Below are 20,934 nucleotides of genomic sequence, written 5' to 3'. Positions count from 1 at the left end.
GGCCAAGTCTCGATCCGGCGGAGAAGCGGTTGGCGGTCCGGACCGAGGATCATCCGCTCAGCTACGCGACGTTCGAAGGGACGATCCCCAAGGGCGAATATGGTGGCGGCACGGTGATGCTGTGGGACCGCGGCACCTGGGCGTCGGTGAAGGGCAAGGACCCGCGCAAGACGCTGGAGGAAGGCCACCTCCATCTCATCCTCGACGGCGAGCGGATGAAGGGCGAGTGGCTGATGATCCGCCTCAAGCCGCGTGGGCGTGAGAAGAACGAGAACTGGCTGCTGCGCAAGATCGACGACGAACACGCCGGCGGCACCGACACGCTGGTCGAGACCGCGCTGACCAGCGTCGCGACCGGCCGCACGATGGAGGAGATCGCGGTGGGGAAGAAGGCGATCCTCCCCGGCACGGGGAGGGGGACCGCGCGCAAAGCGCGTGGTGGAGGGGCTTCTCCACAGGCGAGTCGCTCGCGGCCCGGCACCTCCACCCCTCGCGCGAGCGCGAGCGGTTCCCCTCCCCGCAAGCGGGGAGGATCGAAGCTCGCTCCGCCCCCCTTCACCGAACCCCAGCTCTGCACCCTGGTCGACACCGTCCCCACCGGCTCCGGCTGGTTGCACGAGGTCAAATATGACGGCTACCGGGCGCTGATCGCAATCGGCGGCGGGCCACAAGGCAATCAGGCGAAGGTCTACACCCGCTCCGGCCTCGACTGGAGCGACAAGTTCCCCGGCATCGCCGAGGCCGCCGCGGCCCTCCCCGTCCGATCCGCGCTGATCGACGGCGAGATCGTCGCGTTCAAGGACGGCAAGCCCGATTTCTCGACACTCAAGGACGCGATCGGCGCGGGCGGGGCGATGACCTGCTTCGCGTTCGACCTGCTCGCACTCGACGGCGACGACCTGACGGGCCTGTCCACCGTCGACCGCAAGGAACGGCTGCGGCCTCTCATCGGCAACGATGATCGCATCCAGTTCGCCGAGCACATCCTCGGCCCTGGCGAGCCGCTGCTCGCCAAGATGTGCGCCGAGGGGCTGGAGGGCGTCGTTTCCAAGCGCGCCGACGCTCCCTATCGCGGCGGCCGCACCAAGGCGTGGCTCAAGGCGAAATGCACGCTGCGACAGGAGTTCGTGATCGTCGGCTGGACCGCGTCGGACAAGAGCCGCGGCTTCCGCTCGCTGCTCCTGGCCGTCAACGGCCCGGACGGGCTGACCTTTGCCGGCAAGGTCGGCACCGGCTTCGACACCGCGACCATGCAGGACCTGTCCGAGCGCATGGCCAAGCTCGCGCAGGACACGCCGACGGTAAAGGCGCCGCGCGCCCATGTCCGCGGCGCCCACTGGATCAAACCCGAGCTGGTCGCTGAGATCGCCTATGCGGAGGTCACCCCAGACAAGCTGTTGCGCCACTCCAGCTTCCTCGGCCTGCGCGGCGACAAGCGCGCCGCCGAGGTCGTCGCCGAGGTGCCCGAACCCGCGCCCGCGGCGCCAACGTCGGCGATCACCGTCACCAACCGCGACCGCGTCATCTTTCCCGAATCGGACGTCACCAAGGGTGAGCTGGCGGACTACTACCAGCTGATCGCCCCCGCGATGCTGCCCTGGGTCGGCCATCGCCCGGTCAGCCTGGTCCGCTGTCCGCAGGGGCGCGGCAAGAAATGCTTCTTTCAGAAGCACGACGCCGGCACCTTCGGCGAGCACGTCTTCCACGTCCCCGTCCGCGAGAAGGACGGGCATGACGAGGACTATCTCTACGTCGACACCGCCGACGGGCTGGTCGCGTGTGTGCAGATGGGCACGATCGAGTTCCACGGCTGGGGCAGCCGCGTCGATGCGCTGGAGAAGCCCGACCGCCTGGTGTTCGACCTTGACCCCGACGAGGGGCTCGATTTCGAGGCGACCAAGAGCGCGGCCGAGCATCTCAAGAACCAGCTTGCCGAACTCGGCCTCACCAGCTTCGCGCTGCTGTCGGGCGGCAAGGGTGTCCATGTCGTCGTGCCGTTGAAGCCGCAGGCCGAGTGGCCGGCGGTGCGCGATTTCGCCGAACGCTTCGCGCGTGCCCTGGCCCAGGCCGAGCCCGACCGGTTCGTCGCGGTGATGACCAAGGCGAAGCGGACGGGGAAGATCTTCATCGATTACCTGCGCAACGGCCGCGGCGCGACCGCGATCATGCCCTATGCCGCCCGCGCCCGCGCCGGCGCGCCCGTCTCGGCGCCGGTGAGCTGGACCGAGCTGCGCCAGCTCGACGCCGCCAACCGCTACACCGTGCGCGACGGCCCGGCGCTGCTGAAGCGCGCCAACAGCCGCGCGCTGCAGGGCTGGGGCGTGGCCGACCAGGTGCTGCCGGACTTGTGAGGGGAGCGCGGGCGCAGCTTGGCAATCCTCCCCTGTAAGGGGAGGTGGCAGCGCAACGCGCTGACGGAGGGGTGTCCTCCTCTCGACAGCCGGTCACCCTGCGTCACGCGGCCAAGGCTGCGCGCCACCTAGCCTTACAGGGGAGGATTGGCTGGTTCTGCTCTTGCCTCGCCTCCCTAAATGGGGAACGTCCCCTCACGCATGGCGACCCAGCCCGCTCCCCTCTTTGACGCGCAGAGCCACGCCGATCGCTGGCTGGCGGAATACCGCGCCCGCGCCCCCGACGAGGACGTGCTCAAGCACAGCGACGACCCCGCCTGGGCGGCGATGCTGGCCGAGCTCGCTGCGGTCGCGTCGGACGATCTCGGCCACGCCCGCGAGCGCGTCCGGCGCCATGCCGCCGATATCGGCACCGGTTTCCGCATCGCCGGCGAGACCGAGGAGCGGCCCTGGCCGGTATCGCCGGTGCCGCTGCTGATCCCCGCCGCCGAGTGGCACGGCATCGCCGCCGGCGTTACCCAGCGCGCCGAGTTGCTCGAGGCCATCCTCGCCGACATCTACGGCGCGCAGACGCTGGTCGCCGACGGCCGGCTGCCCGCAGCGCTGGTCGCCGGCAGCCCCTTGTTCCTGCGGCCGATGGTCGGCCTCAAGCCGCCGGGCGGGCGCCACCTCCACTTCGTCGCCTTTGACCTCGCGCGTGGCCCCGACGGCGAGTGGCGCATCCTCGCCGACCACCTCCGCGCACCCGCCGGCGCCGGGTATGCGCTCGAGAACCGGCTGGCGGTCAGCCGCACGCTCGGCGGGTTGCAGGAGCGGCTCAACATCCAGCGCCACGCGCCCTTTTTCACCGCGCTCCGCGCCGGCCTCGCCGCCCTGTGCCGGCGCAGCGACCCGCGCATCGGCCTGCTGACGCCGGGCCGCTACAGCCCCTCCTATGCCGAGCAGGCGCACCTCGCCCGCTATCTCGGCTTTCTGCTGGTCGAGGGCGCCGATCTCGCGGCACTGGACGGCAAGCTTTATGTCCGCACCATCGCCGGGCTGAAGCGGGTGGACGCGCTGTGGCGGCGGATCGACTCGCGCCTGCTCGACCCGCTCGCCTTCGACAGCCACTCGCAGATCGGGGTGCCCGGCCTGATCGACGCCTGGGCGGACGGCGCGCTCGTCCTCTCCAACGCGCCCGGCAGCGGCGTGCTCGAAGCGCCAGCTTTCGGCGGCTTCCTGCCCAACCTCGCCGAGGCGCTCACGGGAGCGCCGCTGCGGTTGCCCAACATCGCCACCTGGTGGTGCGGTCAGGCGAGCGCGTGCGCCGCGGTAATCGACGGCCTCGACCGGCTCGCGATCGGTCCGGCCTTTGGCACCGCGCCGCTGGGCCTGCCCGCCGGCCGCAGCGTACCCGGCGCCGATCTCGACGCCGCCGGGCGCGCGGTGCTGCTCGCAGACCTGCAACGCCGGCCGCAGGATTATGTCGGTCAGGAGCTCGTCCGCCTGTCCACCATGCCCGTCGTCGTCGGCGACACGCTGGCGGCACGACCCTTCACGCTGCGCGTCTTCGCGACGCGCGATGCCGACGACCGCTGGACGGTGCTGCCCGGTGGCTTCGCGCGCATCGGCGACCAGGCGGACGCGCGCGCGATCGCGGTGGGGGAGGGGATCTGGTCGGCCGATGTCGCGGTGCACGGGCCGGAGCCGCAGGCGCCCGTGTCGCTGCTGCCGCCCGCCGACACCCTCCAGATCCGCCGCAACCCCGGCACCCTGCCGAGCCGCGTCGCCGACAATTTCTTCTGGCTCGGTCGCTATCTGGAGCGTGGCGAGGCGCTGCTCGGCGCCATTCGCCTGCTGCTCGGCCATTCGATCGACGCCGATGGCGGCGCGGCGCTCGCGCCCGCCACCGTCGGCCGACTGGTCGGGCTGATCGTCGGCGCCGGCGCCGCACCCCATCCGCCGAGCCTGGCGCGCGCGCAGCTCAACGCCTTTGCGCGCGCCGCGATGGAGGATAGCGGCAGCCAGTCGATCGCTACCCTCAACGCGCATGCCCGCGCGATCGGCGAGGGCGCGCGCGACCGGCTGTCGGCGGACATGATCCGGCTGCTGGAGGCGCCGTTCCCGCACCAGCGCGGGATGCTCGATCGCACCGGCACGCTGCAGCGCCGCTACGCCGCCATTTCCGGCCTCGTCGCCGAGCACATGGTGCGCAGCGACGGTTGGCGCTTCGTCGATCTCGGCCGCCGGGTGGAACGCGGCATGGCGATGGCGCGGGCGGTGCGGCTGTTCGGGATGGAGGGCGCGTCGGCGGACGACCTGTCGACCCTGCTCGACCTCGCCGACAGCCAGATCTCGTACCGGCAGCGCTATCTGACCGGCATCGCGCGTGTGCCCGTGGTCGATCTGGTCGCGCTGGACGGCAACAACCCGCGCGCGCTCGCCTTTCAGGTCCGCTGCGTGACCGAGCGGCTGCGCGAGCTGCCGGTGCTGTCGGACGACGGCATGGCCGAGCCGCAGCAGGCGCAGGCGATCGCGCTCGCAGCCACGCTGGCGACGGCGCGCGCGGCGACGCTAGACGCCGACACGCTGGGCGAGGTGGAGCGCGGGCTGGCGCAGCTCTCGGACGCCGTCGCCCGGCGGTACTTCCTCCAGGGCGCCGAGCCGTTGCGCGCAGGCGGGCTGACATTGGCATGAGTTGGGCACGCACGATCCTCCCCGCTCCGGGGAGGATCACATGATCTACGACATCCGCCACGTCACCCGCTTCGACTATGGCAACGCGGTCAAGTTCGCGCGCTGCAACCTCCGGCTGAAGCCGATCGACTGGGCCGGCCAGCGGCTGGTCGATTACCGGCTCGCGATCGACCCGACGGGCAGCACCACGCCCGCCCATGCCGAAGCGGGGCTGGCGCATGTCACCCGGTTGGTGGTGGATCAGCCGGTCCGCAGCCTGACCATCGAGAGCATCGCCAGCGTCGCGGTCGATCGCCTCGTGCCCGTGCCGGCCGCCGACGATCCGACCCTGGGCGAGGTCGCACGGATGGCGCGCGACAGCCGCGATCTTTCCGCCGGATGCCCGGCGAGCTACCTCTACCCGTCGCCGCGCATCCCGCTGGACCGCGCCATCGCCGACTGGTGCGCCCGCGATCTAGATCCCGCCCGGAACAGTCTGGAAGCGGGCATCGCGCTCGCCCGCCGCATCCAGACGGAGTTCGCCTTCGACGCCGAGGCGACGCTGGTCGATACGTCGCCTGCCGACGCCTTTCACCAGCGCCGAGGCGTGTGCCAGGACTTCGCGCAGATCATGATCACCGGCCTGCGCGCGGCGGGGCTGCCCGCAGCCTATGCGTCCGGCTACATCCGCACCATCCCGCCGCCCGGAGAGCAGCGCCTGGTGGGAGCCGACGCGACCCACGCCTGGGTGCTGCTGTGGTGCGGGCCGCAGCGGGGATGGGTGGGGCTCGATCCCACCAACGGCATCTGGATGGCGGAGGATCACATCGTCGTCGCGGTCGGCCGCGATTATGCCGAGATCGCCCCGGTGGACGGCGTTGTGCTCGGATCGGGCGCGCAGAAGATGGAGGTGAGCGTGGACGTTTCGCCGCGCGCCCAGACTTGGCCTGACGCCGGCGATTGTCACTGTCCTACAGGCTCTGGTTGAGCTTAGAGCGGGTGACGTGAGCTAAACCCGTTCGTCCTGAGGAGCCGCTGAGCGAAGCCGAAGCGGGGTCTCGAAGGACTGGTGAGTCTCATGTCCTTCGAGACGGACCTTCGCTTCGCTCAGTCCCTCCTCAGGACGAACGGAGTCGGAGGAGGGACACATGCGCCTTGGGCGCTTCCAGGGAGGCGAACCGAAAGGACAGTATTCAACCCTAAACTCCCCTCAACTTCCGATCCGGCCCGGTTCCGGCAGCAGTGAACATGCCGGCAACTTCGACAACTTCGACCCTAGTCGTCCTTGGTTACCGCATTGACGTTGCCGACCTCCGGATCGTCGTCCTGTCCGCCCTGGCCGGTGCCCGAATAGGCGATCTCGGTCTGGCCGCCATGGCCCATGAAACCGCCGCCTTCCGGCTTCTTGCCGGTATGAGGATTGGGGTAGGCCCCGCCTGCGCTCTCGCCGGCGTCGGTGGTCTTGCTGGGCACGTTCTCGACGCCGTCTTTGGTTTCGGACATGATAGGGCTCCTTGCGGCGGGTAACGCCGCAGCCGGCGATTGCGTTGCGTCGGCCATGACCTACATAGCCGACTAATACACCAACGGGGACGAGAGTGGCGGATCCATACCAGACCTTGGGCGTCGCGCGCGGCGCCACCGAGGCCGACATCAAGAAGGCGTACCGCAAGCTCGCAAAAGAGCTGCACCCCGACCGCAACACGGACAATCCCAAGGCGGCCGAGCGGTTCAGCCAGGTGACCGGCGCCTACGACCTGCTGACCGACAAGGACAAGCGCGCGCGCTTCGACCGCGGCGAGATCGACGGCGACGGCAATCCGGCCGCCCCGTTCGGCTTCGGCGGCGGCGCGGGCCCGCGCCCCGGCGGGCCCGGGGGCGGTTTCCGGTCGCAGGGCTTCGAGTTCGGCGGTGGTGAGGCCGATATGGGCGACATCTTCGAGGGGCTGTTCGGCGGCGCCCGCGGCGGGGGATTCGGCCGGCGGCAGGCCGTCAAGGGCGCGAACCTCGCCTACAAGCTCGCGGTGCCCTTCACCGATGCCGCGACGCTGGCGCCGCAGCGCGTGGTGCTGCCGTCGGGCGCGATCGATATCAAGCTGCCGCCCGGCGTCGAGACGGGCACCCAGATGCGGCTCGCCGGCAAGGGCGAGGCCGGGCCGGGCGGCAATGGCGATGCGACCGTGACGATCGAGGTGCAGCCGCACCGCTTCTTCACCCGCGACGGCGACGACATCCGCCTCGACCTGCCGATCGGGCTCGCCGAAGCGGTCGAGGGCGCGCAGGTCAAGGTGCCGACCGTCGACAAGCCGGTGATGCTGACCATCCCCAAGGGCGCGTCGTCGGGCCGGACGCTGCGTTTGAAGGGCAAGGGCTTCCACAAGAAGGCGGGCGGCAGGGGCGACCAGCTCGTCACGCTGATGGTGCAGTTGCCGACGGGTGACGCCGATCTGGAGCGGTTCGTCGCCGATTGGCCGGGCCGGTCCGGGAACCCCCGCGCCGCGCTGGGCGTCTAGGAGGGCGTGAGCACCAGCGAGATCGCCCCTGCGCTGACGCCCGAGGATCGCGCGCGGCAGCATGGTCGCATCCGGCGCGAGCTGGACCGGCTCAAACCCACCGAAGCCTTTGTCGAGGTGCTGAAGCGCGCGGCACTAGGCGTCTACAACGACGGCTTCATCCATGCCGGCAACCTCGCCTACCTGGCGCTGCTAACGCTGTTTCCCTTCTTCATCGTCGCCGCCGCCGTGTTGTCGGTGTTCGGGCAGGACGCCAAGGCACAGGCGACGGTGATCTCCTTCCTCGCCACCCTGCCGCGCGAGACGGCGGAGCTGCTGCGCCAGCCGATCGTCGAGGTCATCACCGCTAAGACCGGTTCGCTGCTGTGGCTGGCGGGGCTGGTGTCGCTCTATACCGTGTCGAACTTCATCGAGACGATCCGCGACATCTTCCGCCGCGCCTATGGGACGCAGAGCTCCGCCCCGTTCTGGCGTGCGCGGCTGGCCTCCTCGGGGGCGATCGTCGCGGCGGTGATCGTGGCGATGATCTCGTTCCTGGTGCAGGGCCTCATCACCGGCGCGGAGCAGTTCATCTACAAGCTGTTGCCCTGGGCACAGGATGTCGCCGGGTGGCTGCAGTTGGCGCGCCTGATCCCGGCCGCTGTGCTGTTCGGCGCGCTCTACATGCTGTTCTACCTGTGCACGCCGTCCAAATACCGCCGTACGTCCAGCCGCAAATGGCCGGGCGCGCTGTTCACGGCGGGGTGGTGGGTGCTCGTCACCGCGCTGCTGCCGGGTGTGCTGGCGCTGCTCGGCGGCTATGGCGCGACCTATGGCAGTCTGGCGGGGGTGATCGTCATGCTGACCTTCTTCTGGCTGGTCGGGCTGGGCTTCGTGTTCGGGGCACACTTCAACGCGGCGCTGGCGGAACCGCGTCAGGCGGCGCTAGAAGGCGGCGATGCGGCTCAGGAGGCCGACGACAGGGCGGCGGGGGTGACTGCGTGACGGGTTTGATGACAGGCAAGCGAGGGCTCATCATGGGCCTCGCCAACGACAAGAGCCTGGCCTGGGGCATCGCCAAGAAGCTGAGCGAGGCCGGCGCGGAGCTCGCCTTTTCCTACCAGGGCGAGGTGATGGAAAAGCGGGTGCGCCCGCTCGCCGAGCAGCTCGGCCAGCCGCGGCTGTTCGAATGCGACGTCAGCGACATGGCCGCGCTCGACCGCACCTTTGCCACGCTGGCGGAGGACTGGCCGCAGATCGACTTCCTCGTCCACGCGATCGGCTTTTCGGACAAGAACGAGCTGCGGGGTCGCTATGTCGACACCAGCCTCAACAACTTCCTCATGACGATGAACATCAGCGTCTATTCCTTCGTCGCGGTGGCGCGGCGCGCGGCGGCGATGATGGCGCCGGGGGCTGCGCTGCTGACGCTCAGCTATTACGGCGCGGAAAAGGTCATCCCGCACTACAACGTTATGGGCGTCGCCAAGGCCGCCCTTGAAACCAGCGTCCAGTATCTCGCGGTCGACCTCGGCCGCGACGGCATCCGCGTCAACGCGATCTCGGCCGGCCCGATCAAGACGCTGGCGGCGAGCGGCATCGGCGACTTCCGCCTCATTCTCAAATGGAACGAGCTGAACGCGCCGCTCAAGCGCAACGTCACCATCGACGAAGTGGGCGGCGCCGGCCTCTACCTGCTCAGCGACCTGGCGAGCGGCGTGACCGGCGAGACCCACCATGTCGACGCCGGCTACAACGTCATCGGCATGAAGGCGGAGGACGCACCCGACATCGCGTTGGTGTAGCGTGCCCGTTGTTTTCCGTAAGCACGGGCTGCGGTTCGTCGTCTTCGTCGACGATCATCCTCCGCCGCATGTGCATGTTCGCGGTCGCGGAGAGGCTCGGTTCATGCTCGGCGACCCGCACGGCCTGATGAGCAATGACGGGCTGAACAGGGCGGATATCGCTCGAGCGCGCATTGCGATAAGGGAGAACCGCGACGAACTGCTTCGTGTCTGGACCGATCTTCATGGCTGAACTAACCGACGAGGAATACGAAGCCGCTAACGAGCGCGGCAAGCTCCAGTTCGTGTCGCAGCCTCACGCTGCGACCGCTTACTATGATCGTGCGACGGGGCTGATGACTCTCACCTTGTTCAACGGCTGCACCTTCTCATTCCCGCCGCGTCAGTTGCAGGGCTTGCAGCAGGCTACCGACGAACAAATCGAAGCTTATGAACTCGGGGCGGTCGGCTATGGCCTGCACTGGGAAGAGCTCGACGCTGATTTCACCGTTCCTGGTCTTCTAGCGGGGCGGTTCGGCACGAATAGGTTCATGAAGGCTCACGAAGCTCGTCTCGGCGCTATCTACGATCAGCTGTTGAGCGATAGATCATCGGACGGGTGGGACGCCCAAGCCGCCGAATGAGTGTCAACACCTTCGGCCGCGTTTTTCGCTTCACCACCTGGGGTGAGAGCCACGGCCCGGCGATTGGCGCGGTGGTCGATGGCTGCCCGCCAGGGATCTTGCTCAGCGAAGATGATATTCAGCCATGGCTCGACAAGCGCCGGCCGGGCCAGTCGCGCTTCACCACCCAGCGGCAGGAGCCCGACCAGGTCCGCGTCCTGTCGGGCGTGTTCGAGGGACGCACCACCGGAACGCCGATCAGCCTGTTGATCGACAATGTCGACCAGCGATCGAAAGACTATTCGGAGGTCGCGCAGGCCTATCGGCCCGGTCATGCCGACTATGCCTACGACGCGAAATACGGCTTCCGAGATTACCGCGGCGGCGGACGTTCCTCGGCGCGCGAGACGGCGGCGCGGGTCGCGGCCGGCGCGGTGGCGCGACTCCTGATCCCGCAGGTGCGCATCCGTGCCTGGGTGGAAGCGATCGGCGGCGATGCAGTCGACCCCGCCGCGTTCGACGACGCGCAGATCGACGCCAATCCCTTCTTCTGCCCCGACGCCGCTGCGGCGGCGCGCTGGGAAGCGCTGGTCGACGGCGCGCGCAAGGCGGGATCGTCGCTCGGCGCGGTGGTCGCCTGCGAGGCGACCGGCGTGCCCGCCGGCTGGGGCGCGCCGCTATACGCCAAGCTCGACGCGGAACTCGCGGCTGGCTGCATGAGCATCAACGCGGTCAAGGGTGTCGAGATCGGCGACGGTTTCGCCGCAGCGGCGAACACGGGTGAGGGCAATGCCGACCGGATGCGCCCTGGCGATAGCGCGCCGGAGTTCCTGACCAATCACGCGGGCGGGATCGCCGGCGGGATCGCGACCGGGCAGCCGATCACCTTGCGGGTGGCGTTCAAGCCGACCAGCTCGATTCTGACGCCGGTGGAGACGATCGACCGCGCCGGCGCCGCGACGACGATCGCCACCAAGGGCCGGCACGACCCGTGTGTCGGTATCCGCGGGGTGCCGGTGGTGGAGGCGATGGTGGCGCTGGTGCTCGCCGACCAGGCCCTGCTGCATAGAGCGCAATGTGGGTTAAGTTCCGGAACAGGCACGATTTCGACCCGTTGACCTCGCTCCTCGCCAAGGAGCAACCCATGAAGAACTATCTGACCGCAGCCGCCATTGCGCTGCTCACCACCGGCGCCGCGCTGGCGCAGACGACCACCTCCGGCCAGACCGGCTCGACGACGACCGGCACGTCCGGCCAGACCGGTGGCACGACCGCGCAAACCGGCAGCTCAAGCCGCGCGACCACCACGACGCCGCGCGCCAGCACACGCTCGACGCGTGGTCGTGGCACCGCCACGCGAACCCGCACCCGTGCGGGCATGAACGGCGGCGCGGGTGCGTCCGGCACGACCGATACCGGCACTACCGGCCGCGGCAACAGCGGCGTCACGCCCGGCAGCACGACCACCGGCGTCGATGCGACGGGAACCGCCGGCACCGGCATGAACAACGGCACGATGGGAAGCAGGTCGGGCGATACCACGTCCGGCATGGGAACGACCTCGCCGACGACCGGCTCCACGGCCGGCACGACGGGTACCACCGGCTCGATGGGCACCACGCCGGGAACGACCACCGGCACCAGCGGTACCGGCACAACCGGCACAACTGGTACCACCGGCACCACGGGAACGGTCCCGCCGCGCTGATGACGATCGGGACCGGCCGGGCGTCGGCCGGTCCCGTCAGTCGGCGAAGGGATCGCGGACCAGGATCGTGTCCTCGCGCTCCGGGCTGGTCGAGACCAGCGCGACGGGGCAGCGGATCAGCTCCTCGACCCGGCGGATATACTTGATCGCCTGTGCCGGCAGGTCCGCCCAGCTGCGCGCGCCCGCCGTCGACTGCGGCCAACCCTCGACCGTCTCATAGACCGGCTCGACCGCGTCCTGATCCGCGGCATGGGCGGGGAAATAGTCCAACGTCTCGCCGCGCAGGCGATAACCCGTGCAGATCCGCACCTCCTCAAAGCCGTCGAGCACGTCGAGCTTGGTCAGCGCGATGCCGGTGATGCCGCTGACCGCCGCGGATTGTCGCACCAGCACCGCGTCGAACCAGCCGCAGCGTCGCTTTCGCCCCGTCACCGTCCCGAACTCGCGGCCGCGCTCGCCCAGCCGCTCGCCGGTGGGGTTGTCCAACTCGGTCGGGAAGGGGCCGGAGCCGACCCGCGTCGTATAGGCCTTGGCGATGCCGAGCACGAAGCCGACGCCGGACGGCCCGATCCCGGACCCCGCCGCCGCCGCGCCCGCGACCGTATTGGACGAGGTCACGAACGGATAGGTGCCGTGATCGACGTCGAGCAAGACCCCTTGCGCGCCCTCGAACAGGATGCGCTTGCCGGCCGCGCGTGCCGCATTCAGGTCGCGCCAGACCGGCTTGGCGAAGGGCAGCACGAATTGGGCGATCTCGCGCAGCTGCTCGATCAGCTCCGCACGGTCCACCGGCACCGTGCCGAAGCCCGCGCGCAGCGCGTCGTGATGCGCGAGCAGCCGATCGAGCTGCGGCTTCAACCCATCCAGGTGCGCCAGGTCGCACACGCGGATCGCGCGCCTGCCGACCTTGTCCTCATAGGCCGGGCCGATGCCGCGTCGCGTCGTGCCGATCTTGCCCGCGCCCGACGCGTCCTCACGCAAACCGTCGAGCTCGCGGTGGAGCGGCAGGATCAGCGCGCAGGTGTCCGCCACCCGCAGCACTCCGGGTGAGGCGACGATACCTTGTTCGCCAAGTCGCTTGATCTCGTCGCGCAGCGCCCAGGGATCGAGCACGACGCCGTTGCCGATCACCGACGGTGTGCCGCGAACGATCCCGGACGGCAGTAGCGACAGCTTGTACACCTGCTCGCCCACCACCAGCGTGTGGCCGGCGTTATGCCCACCCTGGAAGCGCACCACCATGTCGGCGCGCTCGGCGAGCCAGTCGACGATCTTGCCCTTGCCCTCGTCGCCCCACTGCGCGCCGATCACCGCTACATTCGCCACATGCCGCCCTTTACCTGTGCGCCAGCGCGTTAGGCGCAGACGCGCGCGGGGTCCATGGCGCGGCGGGCGCCGATGCTACCTCCGTCCGCCCAGGATCGAGCCCAGCATGCCACCAAGCCCCCCGCCGAGCGCACCCCCACCGGCGCCACCGAGGCCGCCGCCGGCTCCGCCCAGGCCGCCCAGCACGGAGCCGAGGATACCGCCCAAGCCGCCTGCCTGCCCGCCCGACCGGCCGGCGAGATGGCCCGCGACCAGCATCGCCAGGATCGGCAGCATCTTCTTCAGGAGCGACGGATCGAGCCCGCTGCTCTGTGCGGCATGCCCGGCGACCTCGCGGCTGACGTCCTTGGAGCCGAAGATGCCGCCGAGCAGCTGGTTGCCGAGGTCGGTCTGCGTGGGTTGCGGCCCGAGGACATTGTCGGCCAGCCCGGCACCGCCAAGCGCGCCGACGCGCGCATCGAGCCCTGCCGCATTGTCGCCCATCCCGCCCAGCACGGACGGCAGCAACGCCTCGGCGCCGCGCCTTGCCTGCTCGGGCGGGATGCCGAGCTGGCCGGCGAGGGCGTCGATGCCGCCGCTGGGCAGCAGTTCGTCGAGGTTCATGTCAGGCTCCTGTCTTGAGATAGTTTCGGCACGGCGGCAGGTCAGCCGCCGCCGGCGATGTCGCGGATCTCGGCGATCCGATCCTCATAGCTTTGCGCCACGCAATCGGCGCTGCCGCAGCGATCACGGAAGCGGAGGAAGCGGTCGCGGCTGGCGCGCAGCGCGGCGCGGGTTTGCGGGCCGCCGTCCGCCAGTGCGGCGTAGAAGATCGAGCTCATGCGGCGATCCCGGGCCGCGAGCGCGGGATCGGTGCAGATCATGCGCAACACGCGGCCGCTGACGCGGGCACAGCTGAAGCTAGGCTGGGCGGCCGCCCTGACCGGCGTGGCGCGTTCGGGCCGGGTCTCGGCCGCCACGGCGGGCGGCGGCGGCACGATTGGACGGGGCGGAAGCGGGCGCGGTTCGGCGCGCGAACGCGGTGGCGGTGGCGGATCGGCTCTGGGCACCGGCACCACCGCGCCGGGTGGCACCGGTTCGATCTGTGCGGGCACGGGCGGAGGCGGTGCCGGCGGCGCGGTCTGAGTCGATGCGACGACCACCGGGTCCGGCACTCCCTTCGGCAAGGTCAGCGCGGCGAGGCGGTAGATGATCGGCTCGGCCCCCTTCATCTGATAGACGAGGCCGCTGCCGTCGGCGGCGCGCTGTGCGGAGTATTCGACCTCCGCCTTCAGCTGACGCTCGCCGCTGAAGGCATCCTCGACCCCGGGCGGCAGATCCAGGATCAGCCGCCCTCGACAAACGGTGACGTCGAGCTGCTCGTCGCGGCTGGTCGCGACCGGATCTTCCATCCGCACCGTCGCGCTCGCCTCCAGCCGCTCCAGCAGCGTCGTCCGCGCGCTGCGCAGGCGGTTGGCCTCGTCAAAGGTGAAGGCCTTCAGCCGATCATAGGTGTCGGCCGAGCCGCACGCCTGTTTCAGCCGGCGGGCGTCGGCCTGCTTGCGCGCGGCGGCGCGCTGGTCGGCACCCGGCACCTTCGGCGTCGTCATATCGCACGCGCCGACCAGCAGGGCCACGACGACGAACGACGCCGTGCGCCCGCGACGAGGATAAGCAACAATCATCGGCACGGTAAACGTCCGGCTGCTCCGAAGGTTCGAACGCCGCGTGCCGGCGGCCTACTCCCTTAGTAGTTTTACCCCGTCCGGCCGCCATAGATGGGTGCAGAGCTGCGCCTCGGGCGTGTCACCTGGTGCCAATGCCGCGACCGTCACCCAGCCCTCGCCCCGCATCGCGGCGCCGGCCTCGGCGGGGGTGCCGAGCGGCAGGAACAGGCGGCGGCGCTCGGGCGGACTGGCGCTGGCGACCAGCGCGTCGGCGAAGAGCGAGAAGCCGGTGGCGACCTCCTCGCCGCCGCCCTCGTGCAGCAGCGAATAGGTGCCGCCGCGTCCGACCTCCGCGCCGACACCGTCGACGAACAGGGAGAATCCCAACCAGGACTGGTATTCGAACCCATGCCGCTCGGTCGGATCGAGCGTCAGCGTCGCCCGGCCCTCCAGCCTTGGGGCAAGTGCCGACAAGCCGTCGAGCCGGTCGCGGAGCACCCCCGTCTTATCGAAGGCCCGTAACCGCTCCAGCGCGCTCGCGAACGGCCCGGCCGCCTCGATCAGCGGCAGGTACTCGGGCGAGATAGCGGCGACGCCGCCCGCGTCCTTGGCATCGAGCCGCTCGCGGAGCGCCTGCACGTCGGCGACCGGCAACGGCCCGGCGGCGAGGGTGTCGACCAGGTCAGGCAGGGTCAGGTCGATCGACAGCCCCGTCGCGCCGGCCGCCCCCAGCGCTTCCACCGCCAGACCGAGCAGCTCCTGCACCGCCGCGACCGTGTCGAGCCCGATCAGCTCGCAGCCGAGTTGCCGGCGTTCCCGCGCCGGCGCGAGCTCGCCCGCGCGCAGCCGCAGGATGCTGCCCGCATAGGAGAGGCGCACTGGGCGCGGGTGATGCGCCATGCGCGTGGCGGCAATCCGCGCGACCTGCGCGGTGAGATCCGGTCGGACGGCGAGCGTGCGCTGCGACACCGGATCGACGAACCGCACCGCATCGCGCAGCGCCCCTGCCTTGAGCCGCGAGCCGAGCGCGTCCGCGTACTCCACCAGCGGCGGATCGGCGCGCTCATATCCATGGCTGTGCGCGACCGCGAGCACCCGCGCCTCCACCGCCGCAGCGGCGTCGGCATGGGGTGGTAGGCGATCGGCGAAGCCGGAGGGGAGGAGGGGGGTCATGGAGCGGACGAAGGACCCAGCTTCTCCCTCTCCCCTCCGGGGAGAGGGAGGGAGCCGCCAAAGGCAGCGGAAGGGAGAGGGGCGGTCTCGTCGAGCGCGGCGATGATGGCCGTCAGGACACCCTCTTCATTGCTCATCACCTCAGCATTCGGAAAACGCAGCACACGATATCCTTGCTCCTCCAGCGAGCGCGTCCTGCGGGTGTCATACTCGACAGAATGTGCGTGCGTGTCGCCATCTACCTCGATGACAAGCCTGCAGGATCGTGCCACAAAGTCGGCGATATATGGTCGGCGTACGGATTGTCGGACGAACTTGACTCCGCCCAGACGCTTGGCTCGAAGATGATACCAAAGCCGCGCCTCGGCCGGGGACATCTCCTTACGCAGAGCTTTGGCGAAGCCGAGCAGGCGTTCATCAACCTTCGGCACTGCCCCTCTCCCGACCTCGCTTCGCTCGGCCACCCTCTCCCCGGAGGGGAGAGGGAGATCAAGGGCCATCTTCCCCTCCCTTGAGCGAGCCTCGCCTAAGCTACCTCAAAACCGCAGCCCCATCGCCGTCCTCACCCCCGGCAGCGCCTTGACCCTTGCCAGCAGCTCCGCCGTGACCGGTTCGTCCACCGACAGCAGCAGCACCGCCTCGCCGCCGGCTTGGCGGCGGCCGAGGTGGAAGGTGCCGATATTGACGCCCGCCTCGCCCAGCAGCGTGCCGAGACGCCCGATGAAGCCCGGCGCGTCCTCGTTGACGACGTACAGCATCGGCCCGGTCAGGTCGGCCTCGACCTTGATCCCGAACAGCTCGACGAGGCGCGGCGAGGCGGCGCCGACCAGCGTGCCCGCGACCGATCGCTCGCCATCGGCGGTGCGGACCGAGACACGCAGCAGCGTGTGATAGTCGCCCTCACGCTCGGTGCGCACCTCGCGCACCTCGATGCCGCGGTCGCGCGCGAGCAGCGGCGCGTTGACCATGTTCACCGTCGCGGTCTGGTTGCGCAGGAACCCGGCGAGCGCGGCCGAGGTGATCGGCTTGGGGTTGAGCTCGGCGGCGGCCCCCTCGGTGTGGATCGACACCCGTCCGATCGCGCCGGTCGCGAGCTGGCCGACCAGGTCGCCAAGCTTCTCGGCAAGCGCCATGTACGGCTTCAGCTTGGGCGCCTCCTCCGCCGACAGCGACGGCATGTTGAGCGCGTTGGTGACGCCGCCTGCGACCAGGAAGTCGGCCATCTGCTCGGCGACCTGGATCGCGACGTTGACCTGCGCCTCGGTGGTCGACGCGCCGAGATGCGGGGTGGAGACGAAGCCCGGCGTGCCGAACAGCGGCGAGGCCTTGGCCGGCTCCTCCACGAACACGTCGAGCGCGGCGCCGGCGATGTGGCCGCTGTCGAGCCCTGCCTTGAGTGCCGCTTCGTCGATCAGCCCGCCGCGTGCGCAGTTGATGATGCGCACACCCTTCTTCGTCTTCGCCAGGTTCTCGGCCGAGAGGATGTTGCGCGTCTGATCGGTCAGCGGCGTGTGCAGCGTGATGAAGTCGGCGCGCGCGAGGAGCTGGTCGAGGTCGACCTTCTCGACACCGATCTCGATCGCGCGCTCGGGGGTCAGGAAGGGGTCGAAGGCGATGACCTTCATCTTCAGCCCGCGCGCGCGGTCGGCGACAATCGAGCCGATATTGCCGGCGCCGATCAGCCCCAGCGTCTTGGCGGTCAGCTCCACCCCCATGAAGCGGTTCTTCTCCCACTTGCCGGCCTGGGTGGAGGCGTCGGCCTCGGGCAGCTGGCGGGCGAGCGCGAACATCAGCGCGATGGCGTGTTCGGCGGTGGTGATCGAGTTGCCGAACGGCGTGTTCATGACGACCACGCCGCGCGCGCTGGCGGCGGGAATGTCGACATTATCGACGCCGATGCCGGCGCGGCCGACGACCTTCAGGTTGGTCGCGTGCTCTAGGATCTCCTTGGTGACCTTGGTCGAGGAGCGGATGGCGAGGCCGTCATACGCGCCGATCATCGCCATCAGTTCGTCCGGCGTCTTGCCGGTGATCTCGTCCACCTCGACCCCGCGTTCGCGGAAGATCTGGGCGGCCTTGGGGTCCATCTTGTCGGAAATCAGTACCTTGGGCATGGAATGATCCTTCGGAATGTCATGCTGAACTTGTTTCAGCATCCATGCGCGACGGCTTGTGTCGAGCATGGTGGTTGATGTCGCGCATGGAAACGCGTTCAGGGTGACAGACTAGGACTGCGCGCGCGCTTCGGAGTACGTCCAGTCGAGCCACGGCCCGAGCGCCTCGATATCGGCGGTGTCGACCGTCGCGCCGCACCAGATGCGCAGGCCCGGCGGCGCGTCGCGATAGCCGGCGATGTCGAAGGCGGCTTCTTCGGCCTCCAGCAGCGAGGCCATCTTCTTGATCAGCGCCTCGTCCGCCCCTTCAACCGTCAGGCAGACGCTGGTCCGCGACCGGCTTACCGGATCGGCCGCGAGGTGGCCGAGCCAGTCTCGTTCGGCGACGATGCGGTCGAGCGCCGCGGCGTTGGCGTCGGAGCGCGCGATCAGCCCGCCTTCACCGAGCCCCTGCGCCCACTCCAGCGCCCAGATCGCGTCTTCGACCGCGAGCATCGACGGCGTGTTGATCGTCTCGCCCTTGAAGATGCCTTCGCTTAGCTTGCCCTTCGACACCAGCCGGAACACCTTGGGCAGCGGCCAGGCAGGCGTATAGCTCTCCAGCCGCTCGACCGCGCGCGGACCCAGGATCAGCACGCCGTGCGCGCCCTCGCCGCCGAGCACCTTCTGCCAGGAGAAGGTGGCGACATCGATCTTGGCCCAATCGATATCGTACGCGAAGACGCCGCTCGTCGCGTCGGCGAAGGACAAGCCTTCGCGATCCGCCGCGATCCAGTCGGCGTTCGGCACCCGTACGCCCGAGGTGGTGCCGTTCCAGGTGAACAGCACGTCGTGCGACCAGTCGACCTGCGCCAGATCGGGCAGCGCGCCATAGTCGGCGCGGATCACGGTCGGATCGATCCTGAGCTGCTTGACCGCATCGGTCACCCAACCCTCGCCGAAGCTTTCCCAGGCGAGCGCCGTCACCGGCCGCGCGCCCAGCATCGTCCACATCGCCATCTCGTAAGCGCCGGTGTCGGAGCCGGGGACGATGCCGATGCGGTGGGTGTCGGGCAGCTTCAGCACCGCGCGCATCAGGTCGATGCAATGCTGCAGGCGTTGCTTGCCGACCTTGGCGCGGTGCGACCGGCCGAGGCTCGTGGTGGCAAGCCTGTCGGCGGACCATCCCGGCGGCTTGGCGCACGGGCCGGAGGAGAAGAAAGGCCGCGCCGGCTTCAACGCAGGCTTGGGTATAGCGGCCCCAACGGCCGCGAGGGTATCAGTCATGTAACTCTCCTTACAGAGAGCACGCGCGGCGTTGGGACCGCGTGGCCCGTCGACGGCGGTAGGGGAAGCCAGGGCCGGCAACAACCTATTTCGTCAGCGGACTTGAGCCGGGATCGATGGAGCCGCACAGTCCTCGCATGAGGCGCTCGCGGATGGATGGATGCCGGATCAAACCCGGCATGACGATGATCGCGTTGACTCTCCTCGCGGCCTGCGGGCGCGGGGAGCGGCCCTCGCGCCAGCCCGAGATCGCCCGGCCGTCCGCGCGCGAGACCGCGCAGTGCCATGCCGACCTGCGCGCGCAGTCGGTCGCGTTCCGGGTCCTTTCCGACAAGCAGACCGGCGCTGGCTGCGGCTTGTTAGGCGCCGTGCAGCTGCTCGAGATCGGCGTTCCCATCACCAATCTGACGGGCATCCGCTGCGGGCAGGCGCGCGCGTTCAGCGCCTGGGTGCGCAACGGCGTCGCGCCCGCGGCCTTTCAGCTGCTCGGGTCCGAGCTGGCGCGGGTGGAGACGTTCGGCAGTTTCGCCTGCCGCAACGTGGCCGGGCGCGACCGCCGGTCGGGGCACGCGATCGCCAACGCGATCGACGTCGCCGGCTTCGTGCTCAAGGACGGCCGCCGGGTGACGATCCTGGCCGACTGGCGCTCGCCCGATCCGGCGGTGCGCGACTTCCTCCAGACCGTCCGCCGCTCCGCCTGCCGCCGCTTCGGCACGGTGCTGTCGCCCGACTACAACGCCGCGCATGCCAATCACCTGCACCTGGAGGACGACCGCGCCGGCCTATGTCGTTGATCCCGGTCAAGCTGCCGGGCGGCCGACTTGCGCCTGACACACGCCCTATGTAACCCGCTGGGATGACAGACACACGAGTACCGTCGCGGATGTTTCCGCGCGCCAAGCAGGATGCCGAGAGCGCCAAGACCGCGATCTCGACGCCGCAAACCCAGCATCCCTCCTACAAGCTCGCCTTTCAGGACATGGACTTTTTGCTGCGCGAGGATTTGCGCCCCGTCCGTTTCCAGCTGGAATTGTTGAAGCCCGAGCTGATCCTGGACGAGGCGAAGATCGCGTCCACCTTCGTCTTCTACGGCTCCGCGCGCATCCCCGAGCCTGCCAAGGCGCAGTCGATGCTCGACCTCGCCAGCGACGATGCCGGCCGCCGCCGCGCCGAAAGCCTGGTTGCCAAGAGCAAATATTACGATGTCGCGCGCGAGCTCGCCCGCCTGGCCAGCCGGCTGCCGCGCGACGAGAAGGGGATGCGCCACTTCGTCGTCTGCTCGGGCGGCGGACCGTCGATCATGGAGGCGGCCAATCGCGGCGCGCAGGATGTCGGTGCGGACTCGGTCGGGCTCAACATCGTCCTGCCGCACGAGCAGGCACCCAACCCCTACGTCACCCCCTCGCTGTCGATGCAGTTCCACTATTTCGCGCTCAGGAAGATGCACTTCCTGCTTCGCGCCCGCGCGCTGGCGGCGTTTCCGGGCGGGTTCGGGACGTTCGACGAGCTGTTCGAGCTGCTGACGCTGATTCAGACCGGCAAGATCAAGCCGCTGCCCGTGCTGCTGTTCGGCCGTGAGTTCTGGGAGCGGGTGGTGAACTTCTCCGCGCTGGTCGAGGAAGGCGTGATCTCCGAACGCGACCTCGACATCTTCACCTATGTCGAGACCCCGGAGGAGGCGTGGGAGGTGGTGCGGAAATTCTACGACGAGCGCGCCAACCAGGAGCCGCCGCCACCGGCGTGAGGCGCGGCGCGGCAGCTGGCCGCGTCGGGCTGACTCGCGCAAGCGCGGCCGG

The 20,934-nt window shown here is 69.6% G+C and carries 20 protein-coding genes; 12 read left to right on the top strand and 8 right to left on the bottom strand.

What is annotated here, in order from left to right; all coding sequences use genetic code 11:
* From ligD to VFQ64_RS02195, 3 genes are all read left to right on the top strand, one after another.
* Nucleotides 1-2,351, top strand: a 2,351-nt coding sequence (gene ligD, locus VFQ64_RS02205; RefSeq protein WP_325101661.1) for a DNA ligase D, incomplete at its 5' end; no start/stop codon positions are given.
* A 201-nt stretch (nt 2,352-2,552) separates the two neighbouring features.
* Nucleotides 2,553-5,027 carry a circularly permuted type 2 ATP-grasp protein gene (locus VFQ64_RS02200; protein WP_325101660.1) on the top strand — a complete coding sequence of 825 codons (2,475 nt, stop codon included), beginning with the start codon at nt 2,553-2,555 and terminating at the stop codon, nt 5,025-5,027.
* A 40-nt stretch (nt 5,028-5,067) separates the two neighbouring features.
* Nucleotides 5,068-5,994: a transglutaminase family protein gene (locus VFQ64_RS02195; protein WP_325101659.1), complete on the top strand. Its 927-nt coding sequence runs from the start codon at nt 5,068-5,070 to the stop codon at nt 5,992-5,994.
* Between the two features lie 287 nt (nt 5,995-6,281).
* Here the strand turns inward: VFQ64_RS02195 and VFQ64_RS02190 are convergent, their stop codons facing one another.
* The gene (locus VFQ64_RS02190) at nt 6,282-6,509 is read right to left on the bottom strand and encodes a hypothetical protein (RefSeq protein ID WP_325101658.1); all 228 of its coding nucleotides are present in this window, start codon (nt 6,507-6,509) and stop codon (nt 6,282-6,284) included.
* Between the two features lie 95 nt (nt 6,510-6,604).
* Here VFQ64_RS02190 and VFQ64_RS02185 point away from each other — a divergent pair, with 95 nt between their 5' ends.
* From VFQ64_RS02185 to VFQ64_RS02155, 7 genes are read left to right on the top strand one after another with little or no spacing between them, the layout of a single operon-like run.
* Nucleotides 6,605-7,519, top strand: a complete 915-nt coding sequence (locus VFQ64_RS02185) for a J domain-containing protein (protein ID WP_325101657.1) — start codon at nt 6,605-6,607, stop codon at nt 7,517-7,519.
* A gap of 6 nt (nt 7,520-7,525) precedes the next feature.
* Nucleotides 7,526-8,503 carry a YihY/virulence factor BrkB family protein gene (locus VFQ64_RS02180; RefSeq protein WP_325101656.1) on the top strand — a complete coding sequence of 326 codons (978 nt, stop codon included), beginning with the start codon at nt 7,526-7,528 and terminating at the stop codon, nt 8,501-8,503.
* Entirely contained in the window at nt 8,500-9,303 is an 804-nt protein-coding gene (gene fabI / locus VFQ64_RS02175) for an enoyl-ACP reductase FabI (protein WP_325101655.1), read from the top strand. Before VFQ64_RS02180 ends, fabI begins: the two co-directional genes overlap by 4 nt.
* A gap of 1 nt (nt 9,304) precedes the next feature.
* On the top strand, nt 9,305-9,535 hold the full coding sequence (locus tag VFQ64_RS02170; protein WP_325101654.1) for a DUF4160 domain-containing protein: 231 nt from the start codon (nt 9,305-9,307) through the stop codon (nt 9,533-9,535).
* Nucleotides 9,528-9,926: a DUF2442 domain-containing protein gene (locus tag VFQ64_RS02165; RefSeq protein WP_325101653.1), complete on the top strand. Its 399-nt coding sequence runs from the start codon at nt 9,528-9,530 to the stop codon at nt 9,924-9,926. Before VFQ64_RS02170 ends, VFQ64_RS02165 begins: the two co-directional genes overlap by 8 nt.
* Nucleotides 9,923-11,023 (top strand): chorismate synthase, encoded by a 1,101-nt coding sequence (gene aroC / locus VFQ64_RS02160; protein WP_325101652.1) that lies wholly within the window; start codon nt 9,923-9,925, stop codon nt 11,021-11,023. The genes VFQ64_RS02165 and aroC overlap by 4 nt, the downstream gene beginning before the upstream one ends.
* 26 nt (nt 11,024-11,049) lie before the next feature.
* Nucleotides 11,050-11,613: a hypothetical protein gene (locus tag VFQ64_RS02155; protein ID WP_325101651.1), complete on the top strand. Its 564-nt coding sequence runs from the start codon at nt 11,050-11,052 to the stop codon at nt 11,611-11,613.
* A 36-nt stretch (nt 11,614-11,649) separates the two neighbouring features.
* Here the strand turns inward: VFQ64_RS02155 and VFQ64_RS02150 are convergent, their stop codons facing one another.
* The 7 genes from VFQ64_RS02150 to VFQ64_RS02120 form a co-directional block, all read right to left on the bottom strand.
* Complete coding sequence (locus VFQ64_RS02150) at nt 11,650-12,939, bottom strand: adenylosuccinate synthase (protein ID WP_325101650.1); 1,290 nt, start codon at nt 12,937-12,939, stop codon at nt 11,650-11,652.
* A 75-nt stretch (nt 12,940-13,014) separates the two neighbouring features.
* The gene (locus tag VFQ64_RS02145; protein ID WP_325101649.1) at nt 13,015-13,542 is read right to left on the bottom strand and encodes a DUF937 domain-containing protein; all 528 of its coding nucleotides are present in this window, start codon (nt 13,540-13,542) and stop codon (nt 13,015-13,017) included.
* A gap of 41 nt (nt 13,543-13,583) precedes the next feature.
* The gene (locus tag VFQ64_RS02140; RefSeq protein WP_325101648.1) at nt 13,584-14,603 is read right to left on the bottom strand and encodes a hypothetical protein; all 1,020 of its coding nucleotides are present in this window, start codon (nt 14,601-14,603) and stop codon (nt 13,584-13,586) included.
* A gap of 54 nt (nt 14,604-14,657) precedes the next feature.
* On the bottom strand, nt 14,658-15,758 hold the full coding sequence (locus tag VFQ64_RS02135) for an ATP phosphoribosyltransferase regulatory subunit (RefSeq protein WP_325101647.1): 1,101 nt from the start codon (nt 15,756-15,758) through the stop codon (nt 14,658-14,660).
* Entirely contained in the window at nt 15,755-16,189 is a 435-nt protein-coding gene (locus VFQ64_RS02130) for an endonuclease domain-containing protein (protein WP_325101646.1), read from the bottom strand. The genes VFQ64_RS02135 and VFQ64_RS02130 overlap by 4 nt, the downstream gene beginning before the upstream one ends.
* Before the next feature lie 105 nt (nt 16,190-16,294).
* A complete protein-coding gene (serA, locus tag VFQ64_RS02125; protein ID WP_325101645.1) occupies nt 16,295-17,872 on the bottom strand; it encodes a phosphoglycerate dehydrogenase in 1,578 nt (525 codons plus the stop codon).
* A 111-nt stretch (nt 17,873-17,983) separates the two neighbouring features.
* Nucleotides 17,984-19,138 (bottom strand): phosphoserine transaminase, encoded by a 1,155-nt coding sequence (locus tag VFQ64_RS02120; RefSeq protein ID WP_325101644.1) that lies wholly within the window; start codon nt 19,136-19,138, stop codon nt 17,984-17,986.
* Between the two features lie 137 nt (nt 19,139-19,275).
* Here VFQ64_RS02120 and VFQ64_RS02115 point away from each other — a divergent pair, with 137 nt between their 5' ends.
* Both VFQ64_RS02115 and VFQ64_RS02110 read left to right on the top strand, forming a co-directional pair.
* On the top strand, nt 19,276-19,932 hold the full coding sequence (locus VFQ64_RS02115; protein ID WP_325101643.1) for an extensin family protein: 657 nt from the start codon (nt 19,276-19,278) through the stop codon (nt 19,930-19,932).
* A gap of 62 nt (nt 19,933-19,994) precedes the next feature.
* Nucleotides 19,995-20,882 carry a TIGR00730 family Rossman fold protein gene (locus VFQ64_RS02110; protein WP_325101642.1) on the top strand — a complete coding sequence of 296 codons (888 nt, stop codon included), beginning with the start codon at nt 19,995-19,997 and terminating at the stop codon, nt 20,880-20,882.
* Nucleotides 20,883-20,934 lie beyond the last annotated feature (52 nt).

It is taken from the genome of Sphingomonas sp. (assembly GCF_035714405.1).
GTDB lineage: Bacteria > Pseudomonadota > Alphaproteobacteria > Sphingomonadales > Sphingomonadaceae > Sphingomonas.
The sequence above is the reverse complement of the archived record's forward strand: the minus strand, read 5'-3'. Positions and strand labels throughout refer to the sequence as shown.